The organism is Bacillus sp. z14 (2026), assembly GCF_058313575.1.
Map to the genome: position 1 here is coordinate 74,223 of NZ_JBZFQK010000005.1, position 13,947 is coordinate 88,169.

The following is a 13,947-nucleotide window of genomic DNA, read 5'->3' on the forward strand; positions in this document are numbered from 1 at the left end:
TTTACTATCAAATAATCGAAAGACCATTATGAATCAGCCGAAAGACTTCCGTTAATATTCACTTCTAAATATAGCCTGACCATGGAACTGGTTCATTCCATTAAACATGGTCATTCCTCCTGTATCCTAACCAGTCTTCAGTAAACTGAATAGAACTTCATTCTATTAACCATCTAAAAAAGCCTGCAAAACTTATCTATACAAATAAGTTTAACAGACTAATGTTAAGTATGACCAAAAAACTGACTCCACTTAATAATGACCTTCTTTTCTCTAAGGAAAAAGAGCAAGATAATCAGCGCTGAAATGATAATCAGCATCATCGTTGGAGAAAACTTTGCAATCGAATGTCCAAATACCGTATAAAAAAATGCCAAGGGAATATTGGACCAAAAAACGGCTTTTGCGTAATCCGTAAAGGTTTTGCTGTTGCCGATTAAATAAAAATTTAGGAGATGGAAATGTATAAACGGAATAAGCCTTAGGATACTCGCCTGCTTTACATTTATTCTTCCTCCGAACTTCAATGTACGCTCATCCAACTTTTCAAGCTTATGCTGTAATTTCGGCATTTTAATAATCATAAAGTAAAAAATAATCGATGATAGCCAGAGACCTAATAAAGATAATAACGTACCGAATACAGCACCAAACATAATCCCGCCCGCCATACAAACAACAGCTACCGGAATAAAAATATATTGCCTTACTATATGGAAAACTACAAAGACAAGAGGTGACCAAAAACCACCTGCCTCAATAAAAGCGAGCAACATGGTAAAATCATAATCCATACTCACACCCCATTTTGCCTTTCTACGTTGTTAAAACTTGGCTTATTTATTAATATATGTTCTCTTGCTTAATTATGACTGTATGGTTGATAAAAGAATAGCTGCTATGATTACGTCCACGATTGCTAATAATGGAAAGCCTGCCACAAAAGCTTTATGCTTTGTTTTATGCCTGAATAGCTTCATACCTGCTGTCCCGCCAATAGCTCCTCCAGCAAGAGCCAGAATCCACAATGTTTTCTCGCTTATGCGGTATCGATTATGTTGAGCTCTGTTTTTATCCAGTTTCATAACAAGAAGTAAGGTTAAATTGATCAGTATAAAATAACCGATGATAAGCTCTTTCATATTCTCCTCTCCTCCCATAACAAAAGGCGCCCCCAATCACTTGAGAAGCGCCTCTATTATTATTTATTAAGTTCTTTTTTAGCTGTTTCAGCTAATTGAGCAAATGCTGCTGCATCGCTAACTGCAAGTTCAGCAAGCATTTTACGGTTAACTTCAATACCAGCAAGTTTTAAACCGTGCATTAAACGGCTGTAAGAAAGACCGTTGATGCGAGCTGCTGCATTGATACGAGTAATCCATAATTTACGGAAGTCGCGTTTCTTTTGACGACGATCGCGGAATGCATATTGCAAGGATTTCATTACTTGTTGATTAGCAACTTTGTATAATGTATGTTTTGAACCGAAATAACCTTTAGCTAGCTTTAATACTTTTTTACGACGTTTGCGCGTCACTGTACCGCCTTTAACACGTGGCATATCTAATTCCTCCTAAAATTGAGCGTTCTCAATTACTTGATATTGTCTAATAGATGACGAATGCGTTTGAAATCTCCGGAACTAACCATTCCACTTTTACGTAATTTACGTTTTGCTTTAGTGGATTTGTTAGCGAATAAGTGGCTTGTGTAAGCATGGCTGCGCTTAAGCTTACCAGAACCAGTTTTTTTGAATCGCTTTGCAGCGCCTCTGTGAGTTTTCATTTTTGGCATGGGAAATTTCCTCCTCGAAACATTACTTTTCGTTTTTCGGTGCTAAAATCAAGAACATGCTGCGTCCGTCCATTTTTGGCGCTGTTTCCACAGTAGCCACTTCTTTACATTCCTCTGCAAAGCGAACTAACACGCGCTGCCCGATTTCTTTATGGGTAATAGCCCGTCCTTTAAATCGAATACTTGCTTTTACCTTATCTCCTTTTTCAAGGAACTTAATAGCGTTGCGAAGCTTCGTATTAAAGTCATGCTCGTCGATAGTTGGGCTTAAACGAACCTCTTTTAAACTAATTGTTTTTTGGTTTTTTCTAGCTTCTTTTTCCTTCTTCTGTTGCTCGAAACGGAACTTACCATAGTCCATAATACGGGCGACAGGAGGCTTTGCGTTCGGTGCAACCAGCACAAGATCCAAATTCACGCGTGTAGCAATTTCTAATGCCTCATTGCGGGATTTAATTCCAAGCTGCTCACCATTTTGATCAACTAGACGTACTTCTCGGGCACGAATGCCTTCGTTTAAGATTAAGTCTTGTTTGCTAATAATAAGCCACCTCCAAGATTTTCTAGCAAATACTACTTCACATGCTTTTTAAACATATAAAAAAGGCCGGTGCATGCACACCCGCCCATAAAAAGACATACCGTCTGATTATATCAATTGAACCAGTTAACTACTCTCTGAAGAGTGTTATACAGGTGAGAAGCGGGTGCTTCTGCTTTATAATGTGTCGTATTTGATTTGCTCACTAAAAATCATTTTAACATGTTTCGCTGTATAATGTCAATAGAAGCTCATTCGTAATGACAACAAAAGTTATTTTATCAAAAATTGTACCTGGTGGCAAGAGGTTTTTGAAGAAAGATTGGAAAGTTAAAATCCAGATACTATTGATTCTGTATAGATTTCAAAATTGGATACATGTTTGGCCATTCAACAAAACAATTCCAAATCCGGTTGATTTCGCAACAGAATTCAAACCTTAAGTGTGTACATTCATTACGACCACCATATTTCACTTGGTCTTTCGCGAATAAGCACACCATTTAAATTCTTAACCGCTCGAGTAAAACCTTCTTCAATAGACATTAATGGATCTTCATGTTCAATACTGACAGCATAATCATAATTGTAAATACGGAGCGCACTCATCATATCGCTCCATTCTTGAATAGAATGCCCGCATCCAACACTTCTGAATGTCCAGGCTCTAGATTCCACATTACCATAGGGCTGCATATCTGTTAATCCATACATATTTACATTATCCTGATCGATATACGTATCCTTCGCATGGAAATGATGAATAGCACCGGCCTTACCGAGAATCTTAATCGCTGCCACCGGATCAATTCCCTGCCACCACATATGGCTCGGGTCAAAATTAGCTCCGATTGCCGTACAGGTTCTTTCCCTTAGTTTTAATAATGTATAAGGTGTATGAACAAGGAACCCCCCATGTAATTCAATACCTATTTTTACATCATGTTGCTCTGCAAACGTCCCGATCTCTTTCCAATAAGGAATCAACTTATTTTCCCATTGCCATTCTAATAGATCGGCATATTCCGCCGGCCAAGCAACAGTTGGCCAATTTGGATATTTTGCTTCTTCACTGTCTCCCGGTGTACCGGAAAATGTATTTACAACGGGTACTCCCAACAAGGATGCAAGTTGAATTGTCTTACGTAAAATGGAATCTGATTCTTCAGCGAACTTTTTATCCGGTGTTAGTGGATTGCCATGGCAGCTGAACGCACTAATCGATAATCCTCTAGAGTTGACTTCTCCAAGATACGAATTCCTCTTTTGTTCATCCTCAAGCAATTCATCCAACGGACAATGAGCGTTCCCCGGATACCCTCCGGTTCCAATTTCAACAGTGGATAATCCTGCTTCTTTAACATAATCGAGCATATCTACAAATGACATTTTCGAGAACAATACGGTAAAAACTCCCATCTTCATTAAAAACCTTCCCCCTCAGCTAAGGAAACGGTCTTCTTCGTCCGCTCTGATTCAAGAGCACCAAGAATGATACCCAATGATTTTTTCCCTTCTTCTCCCGTAATTAGCGGTTCTTTATCCTCGATAATTGACTGAATGAAATGATTGATCACATGAGATGACGTTTGCCCACCATCTTCATTCGTCTGAATTTTATCCAACTTATGTTTAATGACACGTCCATCAACATACTCTTCAATTAATGAATGCTCTGGATCATCCTCCAATCGCAGAATACCCTTTTCTCCATAAATAACCGTTGAATTATCCCCGCCGCCGGCTACATAAGCCCAGCTCGCCGCTAAAGTGCCAATGATTCCGCTATCCGTGCGCAGCAGGACAACCGCATTGTCATCTACTTCAGTAGAATCCTTTGCATTGGTTTCAACAAAAGCACTTACTGCTGAAAACTCTCCAAATAAATAGCGAAGTAAATCTGACTTATGTACGCCTAAATCACCTAAAGCACCTATAAATGCTTGTTTCTTATTGAAGAACCAGCTTTCCTTGCCATCCACACTCCAGCCTTCTGGTCCGGGATGGCCAAAAGCGGTACGAAAACTATAAATCTTCCCTAATTTACCGCTATCCAAAATTCCCTTGGCAGTCTGATGTGATGCAACAAATCGTTGGTTATGGGCAATCATCAATTTTTTACTGGCCTCACGTGCGGCATGAATCATCTCTTCTGCTTCTTGCTTTGAAGTTGCCATTGGTTTTTCGCATAATACATGTTTACCAGATTTTAATGCAGCAATTGTAACGGGAGCGTGCAAATAATTCGGAAGGCATATACTGACAGCATCAATATCGTTTCTTGCTATAATTTCATCATAATCGGTATACACTTCACTGCCATAAAGCTCAGCCATCTTCTTTGCCCTTTCTTCAACTAGATCGCATACGGCAGTGATTTCTGAAGTCTCATTTGCAGCATACTCAGGTAAGTGGCGGAATTTAGCGATACTTCCACATCCAATAACACCCACTCTTATTTTATTCATCTACGTTCCTCCATTTTAAAATTATTGAACTTAATTAGCGTCTAGTAAAAATGGCTTCTCGCATTTACTTTCCATTACATAATGAGTCCCTAATTCCGAGGACCGATGTATTCCTTCCATAATTTCAAGTACATGCAAGGCCATTTCAGAGCTAGCACGGGGCTGATAGCCGTTCTGAAGAGCCTTTGCCATGTCGGCAAGACCAATCCCGCGCAGATTGTCATATGGATCTCCCATAGTCTTCAATTCAGTCCACTCAATCTCTCCATCTCTTTTTACAAGAACAGGATGATTAAATTGGTTCGGATCAGGCAAGCTAAGTGTTCCTTTTTCCCCATATATCTCAAGAAACGGAGTTCTAGCTCCCACTACATCAAAGCTTGTCGTAATCGTCGTAATCACTCCACTCGCCATTTCCAGTATTCCAGTCACATGTGTCGGCACCTCAACCGGGATAAACTCTCCAAACCGCTTCGGATTTGTGATCAATCGTTCCGTATAGGTTGTTCTAGCTATACCAGTAACTCTGTTCACACTGCCCAGTAAACTGATTAATGCCGTTAAATAATATGGACCCATATCAAACATAGGGCCACCGCCAGCCTTGTAATAAAAGTCGGGGTTTGGATGCCAGGATTCAGGTCCATTGGACATCATATTGCCTGTTGCCCCTACAATTCGCCCAATCAACCCTTCCTCAATCCATTTTCCAGCTAATTGAAGACTGCCACCGAGAAAGGTATCAGGAGCCGACCCTACTATAACTCCCTTTTCACGGGCAGCGTCCAGTATTCTTTTGCCTTCGTTATATGAAATTGAAAGAGGTTTTTCAGTATAAACATGCTTACCGTTATGAATAGCTTTTAGAGATACAGATGAATGAGCATGAGGAACAGTTAAATTTAAAATTAAATCGATATCTGGAGATGTAAATATTTCTTCAAGCTCCAACGGTTTTCCAACATTATACTTTCGAGCCATTTCGATCGCTTTTGTATAATCCAAATCCGCACAGGCTACTACTTGATAGTCTGTAAATCTATTACTATTCTCGATATAGATGCTGCTGATATTTCCGCAGCCGACAATCCCTACCCGTAAAGTCATGAAACCCTATCTCCCTTTATTTGTTGTATAATCAGGCAGGTTGCTTTTTAAATAATTCATACTAATTTCCATACTCCTAAACGGAGTTAATCTCGTAGCATCCTGTTCAACAATCCACCAGGCGACGTTTAACTCCTCGCCCTTTTCTAAAATTTTCTCAATCTCAACCCCACCTGTGCCCAGTTCTGCGAAAAACTGTTCATCATCTAAGGTCATGTCCTTTAAATGGATGAGAGGAGACCGATTCCGGTATTTATCCAACCAGGAAATAGGATCTTCCCCTGCCTTTTTTAGCCAATATACATCAAACTCCGCTTTAACCTTATCTGGATCTGTACCATCAAAAATAACCTCTAGCGCTTTCCGTCCATCAGATAGGGTCTCTAACTCAAAATCATGATTGTGATAGCACAATGTAAGACCGTTCCTCTTACATGTCTCCCCTATTTCATTTAATAGAGAAGGCAAAGCAAGATACTCACTTTCCTGGCGTCGGTCTTCTGCTAAATATGGACATACAATATAGTTTGAACCTAATATAATTTGCTCTTCAATTACTCGTTCAAGCTCACTTTCTAGCTCATCGATTGGGATATGGCTGGCTGCTGCTTTTAAGCCATACTCATCTAAGAGGTTCCTCACTTCCTGGGCAGTAAGATTACCGTGGCCAGCTAACTCAACACCGTCAAAACCAAGCTCAGCTACTTTTTTCAACGTACCTGCAAAATCTTTTTCCGCCTCTTCTCGCAGACTGAACATTTGAACCGCTATAGGAATCTGATTCATATGAATACTCTCCAATCCAGTAAATAATTTATTATTCTTTCATTTATATAGCCTGATAGTTAAAAACACTGTCCTCCTATAAAGATTCAGGAGGACAGTTATGATTTAATATCACTTATTCCATAGCTCAATACGGTCTTTTATTAGTTTGGTATATTCCTTTTCAGCTTGTTCGACATCCGCTTTTTCCAAATCCTTCATAAAGGTATCCCACACTTTATCAAAGTTATCTGGATCTGCCAGAATAGCTTCTGGAATCCGTTTTTTCACGATATCAAGACACTTTTGCATGATAAGCTCCGTATCAGAACCTGAAGGGACCGCCATATTAAAAGCTGCTCCCCATTCTTTTACAGGGAAATCTTCTTTTTGTGGATACAAATCGGCCCACATCTCTACGCCATAATTAGAAAGTACTTCTTTTTCAACATCAGTATAGCCGTCTTTGATTTGCTCTCTACTGGCAATTGAAAAGGTTTGTCCAGTTGAATCTGTTATTCCATCCCCGTAATAAGGAGCAAAGCCTTTTAATGCACCAATACCAGTTTCCTTTACATAATTGGCATTGCTATTACGCTGATCCATTTCTTCTTTCGAGATGACACGTTTACCATCTACAACCTCATAATGCTCCCCTTCAATTCCCCAGTTTTGAAGAATCTGTCCTTCTTCAGAGGCAAGATAATCAATAAATTTAATGGCACGTACAGGATCCTCATTATCTACTGTAATCCCGATGCCCCATCCGCCTAGATAGCCAGTATCCTGGAAATTATGATGTTTGAATTGTTCATTAAGTGTTACAGGATACATTCCATACATACGCTCTGTTTTTCCAGATTCACGCAGCGCACGGTCTGCATCGCCAATCTGCCAATCCGTATCGGTTACGGAAAGAACACGGCCAGAAGAAATCTTAGCTAAATATTGGTCGTATTTTTGTACAAAGCTTTCCTTATCCAATAAATCAATATCATTCATATGGTTTAACCAGCGGAAATATTCTTTTTCTTCAGCCCGGCGATAATGTAATTTTGCTTCATGTGATTTTGGATCGATATAAAATTCTCCATCATCAGGTGCACCTGTTGCATAAAATGCAGGATTTGTGGTAGATATCTGGATGCGCCAGTCATCAGCCAGTAGGGATAAACCTATCGTTGGCTTTCCATCAATCGTTGGATATTTAGCCTTATATTCCTTAATAGCCTTCTCTACATCCTCCACTGTGCGGATTTCAGGATAACCTAATTTTTGAACAACATCATGCTGGAGCATAAACCCAGTGCCTGGCTCGAAATACGTCTGATCAACAGCTGCAGTTGGAAGGATATAAATCCCTTCATCTTCATTACTCCATTTCAATCGATTTAAATAATCACCATAAATTTTCTTTAAATTAGGTGCATGTTCTTCAATTAAATCTGTCAGGTCTATAAAAGCTCCTGCATCAACCAAATTACCAGCATTCCCTTTTGGTAAAATTAAATCCGGATACTCCCCGCTTGCAATCATAAGCGAGATTTTCTGATCTCCGCCATTTACATCAAATTCAGGATCAATTGTCACATCTGTTTTATCCTTGATTGCTTTGCTCACTGGACTTTCCATTTTATCCCATTGAGAATGCGGATCAGCGCTAAATAAAGAAAAAGTAACAGGCCCAGTTGTCTCTTCCTTCAGACTCGAAGCACTATCATCCTTACAACCAGTTATCACCAACATAACGGCCATCAAAAGAATTAGTACTGATTTCGTTTTTGTTTTCATTCTCTTTTCTCCTTATCATTTATTGTCAAACAGATCATGATCTGTTTTAACTTAAATCAGCTTTTTACGGCACCTAATGTCATACCCTGTACAAAAAAGCGTTGTAGGAACGGGTATACTAGCAGAATAGGAACAATAGTGACAACTGAAATCGCCATTTTGATGGATTCCGGTGATACAGATGAAGCAGCTGCTTCACCGCTCGAAGTCCGATAAGCATTAGGATCACTGGCACTAACAGTCGTATTTTGTAAGATTTTCATTAATTCATATTGCAAGGTTGTTAAACTCTCATTTGAACTATTATATAAATACGTATCAAACCAGGAATTCCATTGACCAACTGCTACAAATAAAGCAATTGTCGCTAAAACGGGCGTACACAGCGGCAATACAATTCTCCAAAAAATAGTAAAATCATTAGCGCCATCAATTTTTGCTGATTCCTGTAAGGCATATGGCAATCCATCCATAAAGGACCGAACAATGATGATATTGAAGGCATTAACCATACCAGGCAATACATACACCCAGAATGTATCGATTAAGCCTAAATCTCTCATAAGCATATATCCAGGAATTAATCCCCCAGAGAAATACAAGGTTAAAACCAAGATCGTTGAAACAAATTTACGTCCACTAAAATCAGCACGACTTAAAGTAAAAGCCACCATTGCTGATGATAATACTCCAAGTACAGTTCCGATTATGGTACGAAGTGTTGAATTAACAAATCCTGTTACCAAATTATCGTACTGAAAAATAGTTTTATAGTTTTCCAGCGTAAACTCTCTTGGGAATATCGTAATTCCCCCTCGAATCGTGTCATTCGACTCATTAAAGGATATAGCCAATACATTCAAAAATGGATATAGGGTAACGACGAATACAAGTGTTAGAAAGATATAATTACAAATATCGAATATTCGGTCGTCCCGGCTGGGTCTCACGTTAACTCCTTTGCTACTCACTATCTCACCCCATTACATTACACTTTGGTTTGTAAATCTCTTGAAAATGCCATTTGCTAAGAATAATAAAATGATGCTGACTAAAGAATTGAATATCCCAATTGCCGTACCATACGAGAATCTTCCAAGACCAATACCGTAGTTTAAGGCATATAAATCTAAAACCTCTGCATAATCAACAACAGTAGCATTACCCAGCAAGAATTGTTTTTCGAAGCCAATGGAAATCAAATGACCAATCGATAAAATCAAAACAACCAAGATGGTCGGCCGAATACCCGGTAAGGTAATATGCCATATTTGCCTCAAACGGCTTGCTCCATCCACCTTTGCTGCTTCATATAATTGAGTGTCAATTCCAGCCATGGCCGCTAAAAAGATGATTGAGTTCCAGCCCATCTCTTTCCAAAGGTCGGATAATGTAACAATGATCCAGAATAAATTTCCCTGTGTCATAAATTGATAGGGTTCATCCAAAATACCTGTTGTAGTCAACAACTGATTGATGGCTCCCCCATCGACCGAAAGCATTTTTGTTACAATCCCTGCTACTACAACCCAAGAAACAAAGTGAGGAAGGTATGATACAGTTTGGATCGTTTGTTTAAATGCCTTCTTACGTATTTCATTAATACAAATGGCAAATATAATAGGGATAACAAATCCAAGTATCAGACCCATTAAGCTCATTGCAAGCGTATTACGTAAAGCAAGAAAAAACCTCTCGTCCTGAAAGAGTGCAATAAAGTGGTCAAATCCCACCCATTCCTGTTCCATAAATGATCTGGCTGGCTTGAAATTTTGAAAAGCCATTGTCCAACCCCATAAAGGGATATAGTTAAAAACAAACACCCACGCAACAAATGGCAATGACATAAGGTACAAATACTTTTGATTTTTTATTGACGTCCACATTCTTTGCGTTCTTGTAGGAGCTGCCTTCATAATTGTATGCGCTTTCTTTTCTGCCATCTGCATTGATACCTCCCCCTTTTCTTACATTAATGATAACCGAATCAAAAAGGTGGTAATACCATACAGATTTAGGAGAAAATCAGGTGAAAATTTTAGATATGCAGTTCATATATATGCAAGGTAAAATAAAAAAGCCAAAGCATTCATCAACATAGCTTTGGCAAGGTACTATTACCCAGTATGATTTCGGTAGGCAGAAGGTGAGATCCCTTCATATTTTTTGAACTTTCTATGAAAATAATCAACATCGGCATACCCAATTTTTTCGGCAACCTCATAAACCTTTAAACCTTTTTGTAATAATATTTTTCCATTTTCAATACGGACCTTATCTAAATACGTATTAAAATATTCACCGGTATAATTTTTAAATAATTTTCCAAGATAGGCACTATTATAATTGAATACCCCAGCAAGACTTTCCAACCGGAGATTTTGATTATAATTCTTATGAATTAAATCAATCATTTTCTTCATTTGTGTACCGGTCAACCCATTATCAATTCTTTTTATAATAGACTCAAACTGTTGAAAAATATATTCGATTAAGTCAGACATAGTTTCGATTTTATAAATATCAGTGGCACAATCATTAACCTTCATTGAATCTAAACCAATGGAAGAATTTAATTGCAACAGCTTATTCATTGTATGGGTATAGATGTAAATAAACTGTTTCTTTATTTGCTGTTCCGAAAAATCTCGATGCATCATTTCTCTTCCAAGTTCATCTATAACAGTTCTGCAAGTATCAATATTAACAACATCTATCGCATAATAAAGGCGGTTTAAATATTCATCTAGCAGTAGTTCTTCTTTTAAAATCCCATGGGCGCTATCCAACTCTTTTCTATGGCTCTTTGTTAATATTTGTCCTTTTTCAAAATAAAATTGATGTTTAATCAAGGTAAGTGCTGTTTGATAGGATGCCTGTATACCGTATACACTCGGCATAAATTCTCCCAATGCAATACTTTTACAAAACGGATGAATCTGTTTCATTAATTTTTGCTTGATCATGTCAGTCCGAGAAATAAATGAATAATCTGATCTCAAATAAACAGCTGCATACCCATTTATCGTAAAAACAACGCCCTTTTTACAATCCTCGAAGAAGGATACTAACTCTGATTTTATTTTTTTCTGCCCATTCTCATAGCACTGAATTAATAAAATTTGACATCCGCTATCCTCCAATTCAAACTTATGAAGATTTTCTTGAACATTAGCCATTTCTTTAAAATCATTCAGACATAAGGAAGCGAGAAATTCATCCCTTTCGTGACAGTACTCAGCCTGAATCAAACTGGACCATTGTTTCCTTTCCTCAATATTTTGACGCAAGTCAATCAGGTACTGAATCAACTCCTCCTCGTCAATTGGCTTAAGCAAATAACCCGCTGTTTTTGCTTTGATTGCCCTTTTGGCATAAGCAAAATCTGAATAGCCACTCAGAACAATAAAAGAAATATCATTATCCTCTGCACGTATTAACTCAATAAGGGAAATACCATCCATCTCTGGCATACGAATATCTACAATCATTAAATCGGGTTTACACCGGCAGTATTCCTCATAGCCTTCCTTTCCATTTCTAGCCAATGCAATGATTCGAAAACCGTATTCCTCCCAATTGATCAGAGTTTTTAAGCCTTCACGAATCATAGGTTCATCGTCAACAATCAATACATTAAACATGGCTATCTCTCCCTATTGGAATTCTAAATTGTATAACGGTTCCTTTATTAAGCTCACTTTGAATAGAAAGACCATATTCTTCTCCATAAATGAGCACCATCCTTTGATGGACATTCCTCAGCCCTATATGTTTCCCCTCTTCTTGATGGTTAATGGATTGAAGAATATCCATTAACCTCTGTTCCGAAATACCAATCCCATTATCAGAAACGATGATTTCTAAATCACACTCTTTTTTCTCGATTGTCACCCACACTTTTCCACCGTTATCTAATAAATCGAATCCATGAATAACAGCATTTTCAACCAAGGGCTGAATGATTAATGGCTGAATCAGCACGGTCAAAGCTTCTTCTTCTATATCCAGCTCATATTCCAACCTGTCCTGATAGCGGAATTTCTGTATTTGCAAATAGAGATTCACCATTTCCAATTCTTTTGACAGAGGAATTTTTTGACCCTGAATCTCCAAGCTGTGGCGCATCATTCTGCCAAGCATTTTTACAACATTCGCCACATCCTTCGCTCCCTCCATATGGGCTTTCATCCGAATAGACTCTAATGTGTTAAATAAAAAATGCGGGTTTATCTGGCTGGCCATCATTTTAATTTTGATTTCATTTTGCCTAATTTCCAACAGACTTTTCTGCCTATTCGTTTCCTCCACCTTGGCAATGAGCTCTCGCAGATTTGCCACCATTCGATTAAATTGCTTGGATAATGTACCAATTTCATCTTCCCCATCCACTTCAATCATGCTTGATAAATCACCGGCTGAAACCAAATCTATTTGCTTGCTCAATTTAGAAACCCGCTTAGAATAAAGGATTGATACAATGGAAATTAATACGCCAGCTAATGTAAATCCAAGCAGGGTAACAAAAAAACCCATCATACTGATGTTATTGGCATCTTTCATCATTTGGTCTTCTGTCATAACTGATATAATCCGTAAATGATCTTGACTTTGTTCCAGTAAGGAATCCTCCATAACCACAGATTTTTTGCCATTTAATTTACCTTCATAAACTTTGAATCCATCCTCTTCACTTACCTTTTCTAATGAAGGGATGACACTGGAAAGCTTTTGTCCCATATGCTTTTTCTGATTGGAGGCTACAATATTATTCTCCTCATCAACAATCATTGCCCTCAGGGTCTCCTGATTCAATATCCATTCCAACTCTGAAGTATTCACTGTTATAACAAGCGCCCCGTATGTATTAGTCTTAAGAAAATTAATACGTCTCACAAGTGATAAATAGGGCCCATTATCCTTAGTTGAATCATTGACGTAATACCATCTCATTAAATCAGGATTTTTCGTTGTTTCCTGATACCATTCTTCTTTTTTTACCTCTTCATCAATAGGTATAAATTCCCAATTATTTAACATCGTTGGATTATCCATGAAAAATCGAATTGTCGAGATTTCATTATAGTATTCAAGGTAATATGTAAATAGCTTATAATTTTCATAGGCTTCTACAACCTGATAACGCGAATCATAAGAGGTATTTGCGACCGTATCCAGCTGCTGATCAAACTGAAGGTTGTCAGATATATAGATTGGTACTTTTAAAACCTCAGCCGTTCTCTTTTTCATTCGTTCCATATTCATTTTCGATTCACTGATGGCGTCTTCAATAGCCCCATTTCGCAATTGCTGAGTTAAATATAGACCAACTATACTAATCGGAATCGCTACCAGAATAACCAGGGATATAATCAACTTATCTCTTAATTTCATATTATTTAATTTGCGAGTAATATACGCTATCATCAACGAACCTCCAACAAATAGTAAGCGCTTACATATATAAATATATTATACATG

General features: G+C 38.1%; 14 protein-coding genes and 1 other annotated feature. All 14 genes read right to left on the reverse strand.

Going from position 1 to position 13,947, the window contains the following annotated elements:
• Window positions 1–224: 224 nt before the first annotated feature.
• A complete protein-coding gene (locus tag AC4G3O_RS15555) occupies window positions 225–794 on the reverse strand; it encodes a VTT domain-containing protein (RefSeq protein WP_066108799.1) in 570 nt (189 codons plus the stop codon).
• Window positions 795–866: 72 nt separating this feature from the next.
• Window positions 867–1,142, reverse strand: a complete 276-nt coding sequence (locus AC4G3O_RS15560) for a DUF1294 domain-containing protein (RefSeq protein WP_066109248.1) — start codon at window positions 1,140–1,142, stop codon at window positions 867–869.
• 59 nt (window positions 1,143–1,201) lie between these two features.
• Window positions 1,202–1,561: a 50S ribosomal protein L20 gene (gene rplT / locus AC4G3O_RS15565; RefSeq protein WP_066108802.1), complete on the reverse strand. Its 360-nt coding sequence runs from the start codon at window positions 1,559–1,561 to the stop codon at window positions 1,202–1,204.
• A gap of 32 nt (window positions 1,562–1,593) precedes the next feature.
• Complete coding sequence (gene rpmI / locus AC4G3O_RS15570; RefSeq protein ID WP_049669916.1) at window positions 1,594–1,794, reverse strand: 50S ribosomal protein L35; 201 nt, start codon at window positions 1,792–1,794, stop codon at window positions 1,594–1,596.
• A 22-nt stretch (window positions 1,795–1,816) separates the two neighbouring features.
• Window positions 1,817–2,338 (reverse strand): translation initiation factor IF-3, encoded by a 522-nt coding sequence (infC, locus tag AC4G3O_RS15575; protein WP_077248178.1) that lies wholly within the window; start codon window positions 2,336–2,338, stop codon window positions 1,817–1,819.
• Window positions 2,339–2,386: 48 nt separating this feature from the next.
• Window positions 2,387–2,519: a sequence feature (ribosomal protein L20 leader region), on the reverse strand.
• 272 nt (window positions 2,520–2,791) lie between these two features.
• A complete protein-coding gene (locus AC4G3O_RS15580; RefSeq protein WP_066108818.1) occupies window positions 2,792–3,760 on the reverse strand; it encodes a sugar phosphate isomerase/epimerase family protein in 969 nt (322 codons plus the stop codon).
• Window positions 3,760–4,803, reverse strand: coding sequence for a Gfo/Idh/MocA family protein (locus tag AC4G3O_RS15585; RefSeq protein ID WP_066108822.1), 1,044 nt, complete (start codon window positions 4,801–4,803; stop codon window positions 3,760–3,762). The genes AC4G3O_RS15580 and AC4G3O_RS15585 overlap by 1 nt, the downstream gene beginning before the upstream one ends.
• Window positions 4,804–4,833: 30 nt before the next feature.
• The gene (locus AC4G3O_RS15590; protein ID WP_066108824.1) at window positions 4,834–5,910 is read right to left on the reverse strand and encodes a Gfo/Idh/MocA family protein; all 1,077 of its coding nucleotides are present in this window, start codon (window positions 5,908–5,910) and stop codon (window positions 4,834–4,836) included.
• Between the two features lie 6 nt (window positions 5,911–5,916).
• A complete protein-coding gene (locus AC4G3O_RS15595) occupies window positions 5,917–6,696 on the reverse strand; it encodes a sugar phosphate isomerase/epimerase family protein (protein WP_066108826.1) in 780 nt (259 codons plus the stop codon).
• A 111-nt stretch (window positions 6,697–6,807) separates the two neighbouring features.
• On the reverse strand, window positions 6,808–8,466 hold the full coding sequence (locus AC4G3O_RS15600; protein WP_139892809.1) for an ABC transporter substrate-binding protein: 1,659 nt from the start codon (window positions 8,464–8,466) through the stop codon (window positions 6,808–6,810).
• A 56-nt stretch (window positions 8,467–8,522) separates the two neighbouring features.
• Window positions 8,523–9,437: a carbohydrate ABC transporter permease gene (locus AC4G3O_RS15605; protein ID WP_066108832.1), complete on the reverse strand. Its 915-nt coding sequence runs from the start codon at window positions 9,435–9,437 to the stop codon at window positions 8,523–8,525.
• A gap of 12 nt (window positions 9,438–9,449) precedes the next feature.
• Entirely contained in the window at window positions 9,450–10,409 is a 960-nt protein-coding gene (locus AC4G3O_RS15610) for an ABC transporter permease (RefSeq protein WP_491136461.1), read from the reverse strand.
• Between the two features lie 174 nt (window positions 10,410–10,583).
• Window positions 10,584–12,110, reverse strand: coding sequence for a response regulator transcription factor (locus tag AC4G3O_RS15615; RefSeq protein WP_066108837.1), 1,527 nt, complete (start codon window positions 12,108–12,110; stop codon window positions 10,584–10,586).
• Window positions 12,103–13,893 carry a sensor histidine kinase gene (locus AC4G3O_RS15620; protein WP_066108840.1) on the reverse strand — a complete coding sequence of 597 codons (1,791 nt, stop codon included), beginning with the start codon at window positions 13,891–13,893 and terminating at the stop codon, window positions 12,103–12,105. The genes AC4G3O_RS15615 and AC4G3O_RS15620 overlap by 8 nt, the downstream gene beginning before the upstream one ends.
• Window positions 13,894–13,947: the final 54 nt, after the last annotated feature.